Consider the following 14,395-nt stretch of genomic DNA (forward strand, 5'->3'; position numbering starts at 1 on the left):
CGTCGTTCCACGGGCGTGGCTACCGCCGACCCGGCCCGGCGCGCGAGTACTGTCGTCTCCTCCACCCCTGCCCCGTCACAGGAAGGTCCTCCGATGTCGATCTCCCGGCCGCCGACCACCCCGATGCGCAGGGCCCTGTTCCGCGCGCCGATCTGGATCTACCGGCTCGGGCTGGGTCCGCTGATGGGGCGCCGCTTCGTCCTGCTGACGCACAGGGGGCGCACGAGCGGGACGGCGCGCCAGGCGGTCCTGGAGGTGGTCGGCTCCAACGAGGCCACCGGCACGGTCCTGGTGGCGTCGGGGTACGGGCGCCGGTCGCAGTGGTACCGCAACATCGTGGCCGAGCCGCGGGTGATGTTCCAGGTGGGCGCGCACCGGCACCGGGGCCGGGCCACGCCGCTCCCGCCGGAGGAGGCCGGGAGGGCGCTGGCACACTACGCCCAGCACCATCCCGCGGCAGCGCGGGCGCTCCTGGGCGGGCTGGGCTTCGAGGTGGACGGCTCGCCGGAGTCCTTCGCGCGGGTGGGCGCGGACCCCGACGGCATCCCGATCGTCCGGCTGGCGCCGACCGACCCGCCGCGGTCCGATTTCCCGGACCTCTCGGACCGGTAGCCACCCGTGCCCACCGGGGCACGGTCCGCGTGGTCGGGCTCCGTGCGTGAACGACCCGTCACTGCGGGGGTTGACGGGGTGCGCGCGGGCCCGGATAGTTTTCGGGAGCGCTCCCATACGGCGGCCCCCGCCGGGCGCGCTGGGCCCGCCCGGTGGCACACCGGCTCCGTCGGCGCGGCGCCCGAACGGCCCCCACCCCCACCCCCACAGCCGGGAAAGGTCGAGGCACGTGACCAACGCACGCAAGAGCCCCCTGACCAGAGTGGCCGGCATCGTCGCCGCCACCGTCCTACCGCTGTTGGCGGCCCTGTTCGTGGCCGCCCCGCCGGCCTCGGCGGCCACCCTGACCGAGATCGACGACTTCGGCGCCAACCCCAGCGACCTGCGCATGTTCCTCTACGTCCCCGACAATGTCGCGGAGGATCCACCGATCCTGGTGGCGCAGCACTGGTGCACCGGAACCGGACCGGTCTTCCACGCCAACACCGAGTTCGCCGCCCTGGCCGACCAGCACGGCTTCATCGTCATCTATCCCTCGGTCACGCGCAGCAGCCAGTGCTTCGACGTCTCCTCCCCCGAGGCCCTGCGGCGCGACGGCGGCAGCGACCCGGTGGGCATCCGCTCGATGATCGACCACACCGTCCGCGCCCACGGCGCCGACAGCGAGCGGGTCTTCGTCACCGGCGTCTCCTCCGGCGCCATGATGACCAACGTGATGCTCGCCAACTACCCCGACGTGTTCGCGGCCGGCGCGGCGTTCGCCGGGGTGCCGTTCGGCTGCTTCGCCACCACCGACGGATCGGGGTGGAACAACGAATGCTCCAACGGCCGGATCGACCTCTCCCCGCAGGAGTGGGGTGACCTGGTCCGGGACTCCTATCCGGGCTATGACGGCCCGCGTCCGCGCATGCAGCTGTGGCACGGCAGCGAGGACGACGTCCTGCACTACGCGAACTTCGCCGAGGAGATCGAGCAGTGGACGAACGTCCACGGCCTCGGCACGGACCCCGACGCCACGGACCGGCCCCAGCCCCACTGGGAGCGGACCCGCTACGGCGCGACCGGTGACCGCGCCCCGGTGGAGGCGATCAGCGTGGAGGGGGTCGGGCACAACGTGATCACCTCGGGGATGGCCGCGCACGTGATCACCTTCTTCGGCCTGGACGAGGGCACCGACCCCGGACCCGGCCCCGACCCGGAGCCCGAGGGCGAGTGCCGGGTCACCGCCTCGACCAACGGGTGGAACACCGGTCTCACCGCCGCGCTGACCATCACCAACACCGGCGACGCGCCCGTCGAGGACTGGTCCCTGGAGTTCACGCTCCCCGAGGGGCAGAGCATCGGCTCCGGCTGGAACGCCACCTACAGCACGAGCGGCGGGACGGTCGTGGCCACCCACGCCGGGCACAACGCCACCATCGCCCCGGGCGCCGAGGTGGGCATCGGCTACCAGGCGTCGCACTCCGGAGACGCCGGCGCGCCGACCGGCTTCACGCTCAACGGAGCGGAGTGCGCCACGGGCTGACTCCGCGGCGCGGCTCCGCCCCGGCGGGGCCGCGCCCCCGGCCCAGGCCGCCCCCGGCTCCGGCCGGTTTCCCATGCAATCGCGATCAACCAGAATCGCGTCGAATCCAGCGGAAGGCGCGCGGGAGGTCGGAGGTCGACACCGGAGTCCACGCACGGAGCACGCGTCTTTCACCGGACCTCGTCACGTGCGCCTGTGGCGGGTATGCGACCGACGCACGATGCGACGTACTCGATGAAGGGTGGTGTCACTGTGGCCGACTGGTTCACGGTGGGAATCGTCTTCGGCCTGATCAGCGCTTTCCTCGGCTGGACCTCGGTCTCCTCCGTTCGCGAGGACGTCGATATCGACCGAAGCCCGGGCCTACGCGTTCCGACGACGCTCGCGTCGAAGGAGTCGTGGCTCACCGCCCACAGGAAGGCACAGCCCTACTTCTTCGGGGCCTGCCTGCTCATGTCGGTGGCCGGGGCGGCCTTCGTGGTCTGGGCGGCGGTCGTCGGTGATCCGGGCAGCGTGATCGCGCCCATGTTCGCCGTCCTGGCCGCCATGACCGTGATCCTGCTGGTGGGAGCGGTGCTGGGGGTACGTGAGGTCCGCAGGTCGGTTGGAGCCTCCGGGCCTCAGGGCCGCCTCTAGATCGCTGACCGGACCGGCCGAGGAGGCCCGGCCCCGGCGGGGCCGGGCCCGCCACCGCCTCACCGTGCCCAGGGCGGGGTGAAGGGCTCCCCCTCGGGCAGGACCGCCTGTCCGCCGACGGGGAGCACGGCCATGAGCGTGCACGGCCGATCGTGCGGATTGGCCAGGGCGAACGCGGTGTTCGGCGGCACAATGAGCGCGTCCCCCTCGGCGAGCGCGTGCTCGGTACCGTCCACGGTGGCCACGGCCCCGCCCGACAGCACGACCAGCACCTCCTCCCGGGTGAGCGAGTGCGCCTGCCCCTCGACGCCCGGGGTGAGCTCGGTGCGCCAGACGCAGGTCTCCCGAGCGCCGCGGCTGGGCGCGGCCAGACCGGTGAAGGTGGCGTTGTGCATGGTGAACGCGGGCGCGGTGCTGCTGTGGACGACCGGCATGCCGTCTCCCTCCTCGATTCATACAACCTAGTTTGTACAACTTAGCTTGTACAACTCGGTTTGTATACTGGGCGGCACGACGGCGTCGACGGGGAGCGGACATGGATCACGACCGGGACTTCGGAGTGCTGGTGGGGCGGGCCTTCCAACGCATGGTCGCCGAGTTGCACGCACACCTCGCCGAAGCGGGGTTCGCCGCCCTCGGCCAGAGCCTCGGCTTCGCGATCAAGGAGGTCGCCGCCGCCGGCGCGGACGGCCTGACCACCGCCAGGCTCGCCGCACGGATGGGCGTCACGCACCAGGGCGCCGCCAAGGCGGTGGACGAGATGGTGGCGGCCGGGTACGTCCGGCGCGTCCCCGACCCGCAGGACGGCCGCAGCAAACGGCTCGTCCTCACCGACCACGGCCGGGCGCTCCTGGCCGCCGGGCACGCGTTCCACCAGGACTACGAGCGGCGCCTCGCCGACCGGGTGGGGCCCGAGCACGTGGCCGCGGCCCGCGAGGTCCTCGCCGCGATGAGGGGCATGGAGGCGCCGCGGGAGGAGGCCGCGACCGGGCGCGCCCCGCGCCCGCTCATCTGAGGACCGCGACGGCGCGGGCTCAGCCGGCCGTCCCCAGCTCCACCGTGCGCGATCCCGTCGTGAACCGTTCGAAGGACTGCTCCCAGCGCTCCCCCGGCCAGTGGTAGGCGACCCGCCCCTCCGCCGGTCGGTAGTCCGCGGTGTACAGCGTGCCCAGGCCCTCGTCGTAGGCGGTCATGTACAGCGGAGGCCGGAGCATCGCCGCCACGTCCGCGCCCACGGCGCGCACGCGCTCCAGCCGCTCCCGGGTCCGGGAGAACCGCTCCTGCCCCTCGGGCACCGGCTCCTCCTGGTGGTTGGCGGCGCAGGCCTCCGGTGCCTCGGTCGGCGCGATGTCCGGCCCCGCGTACACGGTGACCGCTCCGCGCGGATCGGCCAGCGTGAGGTTCTGGGCGGTGCTGATCGGGATCGTGCGCAGGCGGCCGACCGCCTCGTCCGCCGTCGCGCACGTCTCCAGGAGGTAGCGCAGCACGAGGGGGACGGCGAACCCTGGGCCGTGGACGAACCGTCCGCCGAAGGTGAGGGAGACCGCCAGTCCGGCGTCGTTCATCCCGTCGAGCAGGCCCCAGCCCGCCTCCTGCGTGCCGATCACCGGCCGCAGGAAGCGGGAGTGGACGATCGTGCCCTCACAGCGCTCGGGGGCGAAGTCGTAGTTGCGCAGCAGTCGGCCCGCACCGCCGATCTGCGTGCATCCGGCGAAGGACGTCCGCATGTTCGCGAAGGTGAGGAAGCTGTCGCCGTCCGGCCGGTCCAGCTGGGCGGCGAGCCGCTCGCGGACACCGACCAGTTCCGGCATGTGCTCCGCGAACAGCGCACGGCCCCGGGCCGCGTGCTCCGGCGTCCGCCGCTCCGGATCCAGCCACCAGGACAGCTCCGGCCACCGGGAGCGCGCGTAGTCGCCCCAGCGGCCGTCGCCGCCGTCTCCGACCTCGATCGCCCCGAAGGTCTTGCTGTGGCCCATGGCCGCCCGCTCCCTCGCCTCGCACCACGTGTCTCCGGACGATCCAATCCCGTTCCGGGACGGCGCGCCAGAGGGTTCGGGGGCCGATGCCGGCCGGCACGGGAGCCCGGATTCCGCGCCCGTCCTCCGTCCACCCGACCCCGCCCAGGTCACCGGCGGCGCCGACCTCTACACTCTGACCGCAGATGACGGCTTCGTCCCGAATCACCGGGCCCCGGAGCCGTCGCCTCCCCCTGCCGGTCACGGCGCGTCGTTCGCGCCCCCAGGGGAAGGTCGCGCCGCTCCCGGGAGAGACGACCACGCATCCCACCCAGGACCGGAGCCAGGACCGACGCCGCCGCTGCCCCGCGGCGCGCCATACCCGGGATCATCCGATCACCCCGACACCGGTCGGCGGCAACGAGGCCGTCCGACCAGGGAACCGACCCATGAGTCAAGCGCACGACCCCGTCGAGCACCGATCCTTCGTCATCGTCGGCGACACCAACCTGGCGCGCCGCGTGTGCGCGTCGCTCCGGCAGGAGGCCTCCACCGTCCAGCACCTCGCCCGGCCAGGGGACGAAGACCTGCGCGAGGCGATGGCCACACCCCACGACGCCGTGGCGGTTCTGCTGCACGAGGACGCCGCCGCCCTGCGCTACGCGCTGGCCGTCGCGCACATGCGCGCCGACGTCCCGATCGTCGTGACCGTCTTCGACCGCACCGTCGCGGACGAACTGCTCCGGCTGCTGCCGCAGTGCCACGTCACCTCACCCGCCGACCTGGCCTCCCCCGCCCTGGCCGGACCCTGCGCCGACGCCGGGATCGCCGCGCTCTACGGCCGTGCCGGCCGCGCCCGCGCGGTCCGGCTCGACAGGGCGGGCACGCCGTGCGCCGAGGACTGGACGCGTCGGCGCGCGGGCTGGCGGGCCTGGTGGAGCCGCCTGGCGAGTCAGCTGCGCTCGCACGACGCGGGCACCCGCCTCATGCTCGGCGGGCTGACCGGGATACTGGCCTCGCTGCTGGCCGACTGGGTGTGGCTGCTGGGCCTGGGCCATCCTCCCGCCGAGGCGCTCTTCGACGCCGCCCGCGTGGTCTCGACCGTCGGCCCGGCGACCGACGTGCACTCGACCGCCTACCAGCTGGTGTCCAGCGTGCTCATGCTCGGCACGATCGTCTTCACCGCCATGTTCACCGCGGGCCTGATCGAGCGCATGCTCGGCCCCCGGCTGGTCGGACTGATCGGGCCCCGGACCGTCCCCCGGTTCGGACACGTCATCGTCGTCGGCATCGGGCAGGTCGGCCTGCGGCTGTGCTGCGAGCTGCGCCGCCTGGGCATCCCCGTCGTCGGGATCGAACGCGACCCGCACGCGCCGAACGTCCGGCTCGCCCGGTCGCTGGGGATCCCGGTGGTGGCCGGACACGGCGGCGACCGGGCCGTCCTGGAGCGACTGCATCTGCGCCGCGCCCGCGCGCTGGCCGCCGTCGGCTCCGACGACCTGGACAACATCACCGTGGCCATCGCCGCCCAGGGCGTCGCACGGGACACCAGGGTCGTCCTGCGCGCGGGCGAGCACGAGGCGATCGCCGAGACCCGTTCCCTGCTGCCCCTGGGCACGATCCGCGACGTGACGAGCCTGTCCGCCGCCTACGTGCTGGCCCGGCTCCGGGGCGTCCCGGCCACCGGCGTCATCACGCACGGCCACGAGGTGTCCGTGCGCCTGCCCGACGGCGGTTTCGCGCCCTGGCCGCTGGCCGCGCGCGAGGGCTGCGCGCACGTGGAGACCGCGGTCCCCGCCTGACCCCGGACCGCGGTGCACGCCCGGGACGGGACCGCTGTCCCCACTTGGGGCCCAACCGCGGAGCGCACCTCACACCGCTACCGCGATGCGTGCCTGGAGCTGGACCGTGGGCCGCACCTGGGATCGAATCCCGGTGCGGCCCGGGGTCCGGATCCTGGGGCGCACCGCGGTCGGCGCGCGAGCTGTGGTTCGGGGCGGGTTCCGCGAGGGCCGGTGCTAGAGCTCCACGCCCAGGAGGGCGTCGATGGTGGCGCGGGCCAGGGCGGGCGCGCCGGTGTCCGTGCCGTCCCCGGCCAGGGCACCCGCGACCCACGTGTCCACGGCCGCCAGGGCGGTCGGGGAGTCCAGGTCCTCGGCCAGGGCCGCGCGGACCGCGGCGAGCATCGGCGCGGCGTCCGGGCCCGAACCCAGCGCGACGGCCGAGCGCCAGCGCTTGAAGCGGTCGCACGCCACCGGGAGCTCCGCGTCGGTCCACTCCCACGGCGCCCGGTAGTGGTGCGCCAGCATGGCCAGGCGGATCACGGCCGGCTCCACGCCCTGCTCGCGCAGCTTGGACACGAACACGAGGTTGCCCAGAGACTTGGACATCTTCTCGCCGTTGAGCCCCACCATGCCCACGTGCAGGTGGTTGTGGGCGTTGGGGCCGCCCGTGGTGCTGCGGGTCTCGGCCGCGCCCATCTCGTGGTGCGGGAAGATGAGGTCGCTGCCGCCGCCGTTGAGGTCGAAGTTCGGGCCGAGCCGGTCCAGGGCGATGGCACTGCACTCGATGTGCCAGCCGGGTCGGCCGCGGCCCAGCGGGCTCTCCCAGGCAGGCTCCCCCGGGCGCTCGGCGCGCCACAGCAGCCAGTCCAGCGGGTCCTTCTTGCCGGTGCGGTCGGGGTCGCCGCCGCGCTCGCCGAACAGTTCCAGCATCTCCGCGCGGTCCATGCCACTGATCCCGCCGAACCCGGACGCCTCGACCACGGAGAAGTACACGTCGCCGTCGAGTTCGTAGGCGGCGCCGGTGTCACGGATCCGCGCGGCCAGGTCGCTGATGAGGTCGACCGACTCCACCACCCCGACGTAGGAGGTCGGCGGGATGATCCGCAGGGCGGCCATGTCGTCGCGGAACACGTCGATCTCGCGGTGCGCCAGGTCCCGCCAGTCCACGCCGATCGCCTCGGCCCGCTCCAGGAGCGGGTCGTCGATGTCGGTGGTGTTCTGCACGTAGTTCACCTCGTGCCCGGCGTCCCGCCACACCCGGTTGACCAGGTCGAAGGTCAGGTAGGTGAACGCGTGCCCCAGGTGGGCGGCGTCGTAGGGCGTGATGCCGCACGCGTACATGCCCGCGCGCGGGCCCGGATCCGTCGCCCGTATCCGACCGGTGGCCGTGTCGTGGATCCGAAGGGGGCCGCCGGTACCCGGCAGGGAGACGATGTCAGGCGCAGACCATGAACGCATACCGGGAAGACTATCCGCCCCACCCTGCGGCAAACGCCCCCCGGACGGTGGGTATGTCGGGTGATGATGACCCCACATCCGGCGGGAATAGCTCAGCGGTGCGCGGTGGAGTCCTCGTGGTCGCGCCCGATGAGGAAGGCCCCGAACACGGCCGCGGCCGCGCATCCGGCGGCCAGGACCACATTGCCCAGCCGCCAGTGCAGCAGCGCTCCGCTGACCGACACCACGTACAGGAGCCAGTAGGCGCCCGTCTCCATCAGACCCGTCGACCAGCCGGATCGCGTTCTACCGTCCGGTTCCCTCATGACTACCCCTGCCCCTGAGCGCGTGCCGCGCACGCGCGTCCGACGGCGTTCGCGCCGTCCCTCAGGAGACGCACCGATCACACAGGGGGTTGACAGTGTCACCATGTCGGACGGGTCACGGCTGCGCCGCGAGCTCCCACTCCAGTTGGTCCAGGTCGGCCTCGACGAGGTCCCGGGCGCGGGTCGGGCCGGTGTCGCCCGCGGGCGCGAACTCGGCCAGGTCGGCGCGGACCGCGCGCAGCCGCCCGCGGGCGCGGCGGGCGGGGGCCGCGGCCCGGCCGGCCACCGGCTCGACGGAGGGACGGCCGGTGCCGGCGACCTCCTCGAAGGGGGTCCGCAGCGTCCACGCCCACTCCTGGCCCTCCTCCGCGCGCGCGGTGGGGGCCGCGTGGACCAGGACGCCGACGTGCTCGGCTCTGTCGTCGCGCAGACGCACCCAGCGTCCGACGAGGGCGGCGGGGTCCGTGACGGGGCGGGCGATCGGGGTGTACGGCTGGTCGGTGGCCGGAATGGCGTTCATCGGGGGTCCTTCCGAGTCGGGTCGGGATCACGATCGGGACCGCCTTCGGCGCGGTCCACCGTGGATACGCTCCCCCACGCCGCATATGACGCGGTTTCGGGCAGGGATTCCTACCCTTTTCCGGAGCTCGTTCCACCGACCGTTCCCATCCGTATTGTCACGGTTGTCCGGCCACCCGCACCGACCAACGGTGGGAGGACCGTCCCGGTTCCCGCCTCCCACCCGCCGCTGACCCGCCGCCCGGGCGCGGGCTCAGCCCCGGTGCTGCGGGTGGTGGCCGGGCGCCGGCTGGGCCGCCGACCGGACGGCTCACAGACCGATCATCCGCCAGGCCGCGGGATCGGCGGGGGTGTCGGTGAAGGCGTAGCGGATCGTGCGGTCGTCCAGGGCCAGCAGGGTCACCGATCCGGTGGCCCACACCAGGCCGTCGCCCAGGTCGGCGTGGGCGATCAGCCCCGAGGGGTCGCCCGACTCGTCACTGCCGGCCGACCGCGGCCTGGCCAGCGCGGCCTCGGTCACCAGGTCCGGCCAGCGGCCCCAGACCCGCGCCACCCCGTCCCGTTCCGCCAGCGGCGACGGGTCCGGCCGGGTGGCGGCGAACTCGGGTGTGTGCCGCAGCGCGCGCGGATCGGCCGGGTCGAGCCCGGTGTTGACCACCGTGCTCACCCCCACCGGCACGGGACCCGAGTGCAACCGCCGCCCGTCCCAGCTGTGCAGGTCGGCGCGGCCGGCGTCGGCCACCAGCAGGTGGAAGGGCGCGTACCGCGACAGGTCCTCCTCGGCCAGCGGATCGCGTTCGGGCACGGCGAGGGCGTGCAGGGGCAGGTCGCCCCGGCTGGCCGGGTAGCTGCCCTCCCACGGCATCCGCCCGTCCCACGGCCAGCCGTTGAGCAGCGCCGCCACCCGCGGCCCGGTCGGATCGACGGCGAGCCAGGTGCCGCCGGCCAGCCGGTCACGGCCACCGACCACGGAGGGCTGGTCGGGCCAGTGGCGCCCCGGCCCGTCCCAGGGACGCGAGCGCATCTCGTCCCTGATCGCGGTGATCACCAGCGGTGTGTGCGCCGCGGGATCGAAACCCACGATGACCGTGCACATGGTGCCCCTCACTGTCGAGCCGCGGTGGCCGGTGCGGTCCGCGACCGGTACCGACCGTCCTCCTCCCATGAAACCCCACCCGCCGCCCTCCCGCCGAGCCCGGGGTACGGCCCACCGCACCCCGGGCGCCGGGTGCGGGCACCACCCCCGTCCGGGGGCGAGCGCGCCCGACACCGGCCGGAGAGTCTTCTAGGGTGTGTTCCGTGGATGCTGCCCGTCGCGAGCGGGGCATCCAGTGGTGCTCTCGCAAGGCCGAAGAAGGAGTCAGCCCGGGGTTGGCTGTCGACTGATGAGAACGCGGCGATAGCGCCACTGGGGCACCGCGCAGCAGGGCGAGTGTCCGCGGAACGCGCCCTAGGCTGGGGCGTGCCTCACTTCGAGGTCACACCCGTGTCGGGAGCCTCCCGCGTACCCCGCTTCCCGTCCTACCTGTCGCAGCCAGGAGAAGTGCGTGCCCGAATCATCCGACCGGCCGTCAGAGCGGCCCTCCGACCGGCCCGGCGACGGCCGCCACGGCACCGACGGCGGTTCTCCTCCCCCGCCCGCCGCGTCGGTCCCGACCCTCACCGGCGACCGGCCGGACGACGGCCCCCAGGGACCGGCCGAACCCTGGACCGAGCAGGGGCTGGCCCGCGCCGCGGTGGCCGAGCGGATCGCGAGCGGCCGCACCAACGACGTGCCGGTCCGTGCCAGCCGCAGTGTCGCCCAGATCGTGCGCGGCAACGTGTTCACGCGGATCAACGCCATGATCGCGGTGCTGTTCGCGATCATCGCCGTGATCGGCCCCGTCCAGGACGGGCTGTTCGCGATGGTCATCGTCATCAACACCCTCATCGGCATCGTGCAGGAGCTGCGCGCCAAGCGCACCCTGGACAAGCTCGCGATCGTCAACGCCGCACGCCCCCGGGTGGTGCGCGACGGCGCGACCGTGCGCGTGGCCGCGCAGGAGATCGTCCTGGACGAGATCCTGGAGGTCGGAACGGGCGACCAGATCGTCGTCGACGGCGTGGTCACCTCCGTCAGCGGTCTGGAGGTCGACGAGTCCCTGCTGACCGGAGAGGCCGACCCGGTCCTCAAGCGCCCCGGCGACACGGTGATGTCGGGCAGCTTCGTGGTGGCGGGCACGGGCCGGTTCCGGGCCACGAAGGTGGGCCGACACGCCTACGCCGCCCGTCTGGCCGAGGAGGCCAGCCGGTTCTCGCTGGTCCGCTCGGAACTGCGCTCGGGCATCAACCGCATCCTTACCTGGATCACCTACGCGCTGTTCCCGATCGGCGGCCTGCTGGTCTACAGCCAGCTGTTCCTGGGCGGCCAGGTCGCCCTGGACGAATCGGTCGCGGGCGGTCAGGTCTCCGGCCCGCTCGCCGACGCCCTGCGCGGCATGGTCGCGGCCCTGGTGTCGATGATCCCCGAAGGCCTCATCCTGCTCACCAGCATCGCCTTCGCGGTAGGCGTGATCCGCCTGGGCCGGCACCGGTGCCTGGTCCAGGAGCTCCCGGCCATCGAGGGCCTGGCCCGGGTGGACGTGGTCTGCACCGACAAGACCGGCACGCTCACCGAGGCCGGCATGCGCCTGGCCGAGATCCGCGACCTGGGCGGCGCCCCCGACGGCAACGGCGCGCCCGCCTCCTCGCCCACCCTCGTGCTGGCCGCACTGGCGGGCAGCGACCCCGACCCCAACCCGAGCATGGCCGCCATCGCCCAGGGCTGCGCGGCCTCGGGCGGGCCCGCGCCGGACTGGCCGGTCACCGCCCTGGCCCCCTTCTCCTCGGCCCGCAAGTGGAGCGGCGCGAGCCTGCGCACGCCCGCCGGCGAGGAGCACTGGGTACTGGGCGCGGCCGACGTGCTCACCTCCGACGACGACCCGGCCGCGGCCGAGGCGGCCCGCCTGGGCGCCCAGGGCCACCGCGTGCTGCTGCTCGCCAGGGCCGGCGCGCGCGTGGACGCCGAGGGCGCCCCGGGTCCCGTGCGGCCCGTCGCGCTGGTGGTCCTGGACCAGCGGGTGCGCGAGGACGCCGCGCCCACCCTGGACTACTTCGCCGAACAGGGCGTGGACGTCAAGATCGTCTCCGGCGACCACGCGGCCTCGGTCGGCGCGGTGGGGCGCGAACTCCGCCTGCCCGGGGCCGAGCGGCCCGTCGACGCCCGCGACCTGCCGGGGGACGCCGACGGCCTGGCCCGCGAGGTGGAGTCGCGGTCGGCGTTCGGGCGGGTCACCCCCGAGCGCAAGCGGGACATGGTGCGCGGACTGCGCGACCGCGGCCGCACGGTGGCGATGACGGGCGACGGCGTCAACGACGTGCTGGCGCTCAAGGAGGCCGACATCGGCGTGGCGATGGGGTCGGGCAGTCCGGCCTCGCGCTCCGTGGCCCAGCTGGTCCTCCTGGACGACCGGTTCGCCGCGCTGCCGAGGGTGGTGGCCGAGGGCCGCCGGGTCATCGGCAACATCGAGCGCGTGGCCAGCCTCTTCCTCACCAAGACCGTGTACACGATGACGCTGGCCACGATCGTGGGCCTGCTCGCGGTGGCCTACCCGTTCTTCCCCCGCCACGCGACGCTGATCAACGCGGTCACGTTCGGCATCCCGTCGTTCTTCCTGGCGCTGGCGCCCAACACCGACCTGGCCCGGCCGGGGTTCGTGGGACGGACCCTGCGCCTGGCGATCCCGTCGGGGGTGGTGGCCGGCCTGGCGGCGGTGACCACCTACCTTTTGGTGCTGGGCGGGCGGACCGTACCGGACCCGGCCGACCGCACCGCGGTGGTGATCACCCTGTGCGCGACCACGCTGTGGGTGCTGCTGCTGGTGGCCAAGCCGTACGTGTGGTGGAAGGTCGTGCTGGTCGGCTCGATGGTGGGGCTGCTGACCACCATCATGGTGACGCCTCTGGGCCAGTGGTTCTTCGACCTGGACGTCAGCGACCCGACCAAGGTCCTGACCGGCCTGGCGGTGGCGGGCGTGGCGATCGTCGCGATCACCGTGATCCGGGTGGTCGACGACCGGATGACCGCGAAGGCGCGGCGCGAGGCCGATTCTGACGAACCCGCGTCAAGCCGGGCGTCGACGGGGTGACCGGGAGCGAGAGCGCGTTTACGCTGGCGGGAGACCACGGCGCTTCCCCTGTCGACCGCTGAGCACCCGGCGCGAGTGCCGCCGGAGCGTCGCGCGGCGGGGCGCGCGTCCACCGAGTGCTCCCGAGGAGGGCCGTGACACCGCAGCACCCCACCGGTCGCGCCCGTGTCGGACTGGCCCTGCTCCTGGGCCTGCTGTCGGTCCTGGGGCCGGTCAGCATCGACATGTACCTGCCCGGGCTTCCCGCGATCGCCGACGACCTGGACGCGCCCGCCTCCGTCGTCCAGCTCAGCCTGACCGCGTGCATGGTGGGGCTGGCAGCGGGCCAGGTGGTCGTCGGCCCCCTCAGCGACGCGCGCGGGCGGCGGGGGCCGCTGCTGGTGTCGCTGGCCCTGTTCGTGCTCTCGTCGCTGCTGTGCGCGCTCGCGCCGACCGCCGGCACGCTGGTCGCGGCGCGCTTCCTCCAGGGCTTCACCGCCTCGGCCGGGCTCGTGCTCTCGCGCGCGGTCGTGCGCGACGTCTTCAGCGGGGGCGACCTGACCCGGTTCTTCGCCGCGCTGACGGCGATCACCGCGGTCGCGCCCCTCATCGCGCCCGTGGTCGGCGGCGGGATCCTGTGGCTGCCCCTGGGCGGGTGGCGGGCCGTGTTCGTCTTCCTCGCCGTGCTCGGCGCCGCCGTCACCCTGGTCGCCGCGCTCGGGCTGGGCGAGACCCTGCCGCGGGAGCGGCGCGTGCCGGGCAGTGTGGGCGGGTCCCTGCGGTCCATGGGCGCGCTCCTGCGCGACCGGAGCTTCTTCGGGTACGCGCTCGTGGTCGGGCTGCTGCACGGCGGGAGCTTCGCCTACGTGGCGGGGACGCCGTTCGTGTACCAGGACCTGCACGGGGTCTCGGCGCAGGCCTTCGGTGTGCTGTTCGCCGTGAACGGGCTGGCCATGGTCCTGGGCAGCGCGTCCGTGGGGCGCCTGAGCGACCGGTGGTCGGAGCGGTCGCTGCTGCGCGCGGCGGCCGTCGCGGCCGTCGCCTCCACGGGGGTCGTGCTCACAGCGACCCTGGTCGGCGGCCCGCTGGTCGCCCTGGCGGTGCCCCTGTTCGTCTACATGGCCGCGATGGGCGCCACGCTGGCCTGTGGATTCGCGTTGGCGATGCACGGTCAGGAGCGCCGGGCGGGCGCGGCCAGCGCACTGATCGGGGCGTTCCCGATGGTGATCGGCGCGGTGGCCGCTCCCCTGGTCGGACTCGACGAGACCACGGCCGTACCGATGGGCGCCGTCCTGTTCGGCTCCGCCGCCCTGGCGCTGCTGGCCCTGTGCACGCTGACCGTCGCGCGCGCCGGCACCGGTGCGGGCGAGCAGGCGGGCCCGGGTGCCCGCGCGCGGCGTACGATGGCGCGCGGACGGCGCCCACGGGGGCGCGGGACGGGACAGTAGGAGCACAC

General features: G+C 74.0%; 13 protein-coding genes. 7 read left to right on the plus strand and 6 right to left on the minus strand.

Annotated elements, in window-relative coordinates; all coding sequences use genetic code 11:
- Nucleotides 1–93 precede the first annotated feature (93 nt).
- From HNR10_RS03780 to HNR10_RS03790, 3 genes are all read left to right on the plus strand, one after another.
- Nucleotides 94–612 carry a nitroreductase family deazaflavin-dependent oxidoreductase gene (locus HNR10_RS03780; protein WP_179820875.1) on the plus strand — a complete coding sequence of 173 codons (519 nt, stop codon included), beginning with the start codon at nucleotides 94–96 and terminating at the stop codon, nucleotides 610–612.
- 229 nt (nucleotides 613–841) lie between these two features.
- The gene (locus tag HNR10_RS03785; protein ID WP_179820877.1) at nucleotides 842–2,137 is read left to right on the plus strand and encodes an extracellular catalytic domain type 1 short-chain-length polyhydroxyalkanoate depolymerase; all 1,296 of its coding nucleotides are present in this window, start codon (nucleotides 842–844) and stop codon (nucleotides 2,135–2,137) included.
- Between the two features lie 252 nt (nucleotides 2,138–2,389).
- Nucleotides 2,390–2,773, plus strand: coding sequence for an SdpI family protein (locus tag HNR10_RS03790; RefSeq protein ID WP_312889099.1), 384 nt, complete (start codon nucleotides 2,390–2,392; stop codon nucleotides 2,771–2,773).
- A 59-nt stretch (nucleotides 2,774–2,832) separates the two neighbouring features.
- Here HNR10_RS03790 and HNR10_RS03795 read toward each other — a convergent pair whose 3' ends face one another.
- Nucleotides 2,833–3,207, minus strand: a complete 375-nt coding sequence (locus HNR10_RS03795; RefSeq protein ID WP_179820878.1) for a cupin domain-containing protein — start codon at nucleotides 3,205–3,207, stop codon at nucleotides 2,833–2,835.
- 101 nt (nucleotides 3,208–3,308) lie between these two features.
- Between HNR10_RS03795 and HNR10_RS03800 the strand changes: the two genes are divergently transcribed.
- Complete coding sequence (locus HNR10_RS03800; RefSeq protein WP_179820880.1) at nucleotides 3,309–3,788, plus strand: MarR family winged helix-turn-helix transcriptional regulator; 480 nt, start codon at nucleotides 3,309–3,311, stop codon at nucleotides 3,786–3,788.
- A gap of 19 nt (nucleotides 3,789–3,807) precedes the next feature.
- On the opposite strand, the gene HNR10_RS03805 is transcribed toward HNR10_RS03800, so the two are convergent.
- A complete protein-coding gene (locus HNR10_RS03805; RefSeq protein WP_179820881.1) occupies nucleotides 3,808–4,749 on the minus strand; it encodes a C45 family autoproteolytic acyltransferase/hydolase in 942 nt (313 codons plus the stop codon).
- Between the two features lie 428 nt (nucleotides 4,750–5,177).
- Here HNR10_RS03805 and HNR10_RS03810 point away from each other — a divergent pair, with 428 nt between their 5' ends.
- Nucleotides 5,178–6,530: a potassium channel family protein gene (locus tag HNR10_RS03810; protein WP_179820883.1), complete on the plus strand. Its 1,353-nt coding sequence runs from the start codon at nucleotides 5,178–5,180 to the stop codon at nucleotides 6,528–6,530.
- A 216-nt stretch (nucleotides 6,531–6,746) separates the two neighbouring features.
- On the opposite strand, the gene mshC is transcribed toward HNR10_RS03810, so the two are convergent.
- The 4 genes from mshC to HNR10_RS03830 all read right to left on the minus strand — a co-directional run bounded on the left by mshC (nucleotide 6,747) and on the right by HNR10_RS03830 (nucleotide 9,890).
- Complete coding sequence (mshC, locus tag HNR10_RS03815; RefSeq protein ID WP_179820885.1) at nucleotides 6,747–7,970, minus strand: cysteine--1-D-myo-inosityl 2-amino-2-deoxy-alpha-D-glucopyranoside ligase; 1,224 nt, start codon at nucleotides 7,968–7,970, stop codon at nucleotides 6,747–6,749.
- 92 nt (nucleotides 7,971–8,062) lie between these two features.
- A complete protein-coding gene (locus HNR10_RS03820; RefSeq protein ID WP_179819766.1) occupies nucleotides 8,063–8,275 on the minus strand; it encodes a hypothetical protein in 213 nt (70 codons plus the stop codon).
- 115 nt (nucleotides 8,276–8,390) lie between these two features.
- On the minus strand, nucleotides 8,391–8,795 hold the full coding sequence (locus HNR10_RS03825; RefSeq protein WP_179820887.1) for a hypothetical protein: 405 nt from the start codon (nucleotides 8,793–8,795) through the stop codon (nucleotides 8,391–8,393).
- Nucleotides 8,796–9,104: 309 nt separating this feature from the next.
- Entirely contained in the window at nucleotides 9,105–9,890 is a 786-nt protein-coding gene (locus tag HNR10_RS03830) for an NRDE family protein (protein ID WP_179820888.1), read from the minus strand.
- A gap of 451 nt (nucleotides 9,891–10,341) precedes the next feature.
- Between HNR10_RS03830 and HNR10_RS03835 the strand changes: the two genes are divergently transcribed.
- Together HNR10_RS03835 and HNR10_RS03840 are read left to right on the plus strand one after the other, a co-directional pair.
- A complete protein-coding gene (locus tag HNR10_RS03835; RefSeq protein WP_376769725.1) occupies nucleotides 10,342–12,960 on the plus strand; it encodes an HAD-IC family P-type ATPase in 2,619 nt (872 codons plus the stop codon).
- Between the two features lie 134 nt (nucleotides 12,961–13,094).
- Nucleotides 13,095–14,387: a multidrug effflux MFS transporter gene (locus HNR10_RS03840; RefSeq protein WP_179820890.1), complete on the plus strand. Its 1,293-nt coding sequence runs from the start codon at nucleotides 13,095–13,097 to the stop codon at nucleotides 14,385–14,387.
- Nucleotides 14,388–14,395 lie beyond the last annotated feature (8 nt).

Source organism: Nocardiopsis aegyptia (genome assembly GCF_013410755.1).
GTDB lineage: Bacteria > Actinomycetota > Actinomycetes > Streptosporangiales > Streptosporangiaceae > Nocardiopsis > Nocardiopsis aegyptia.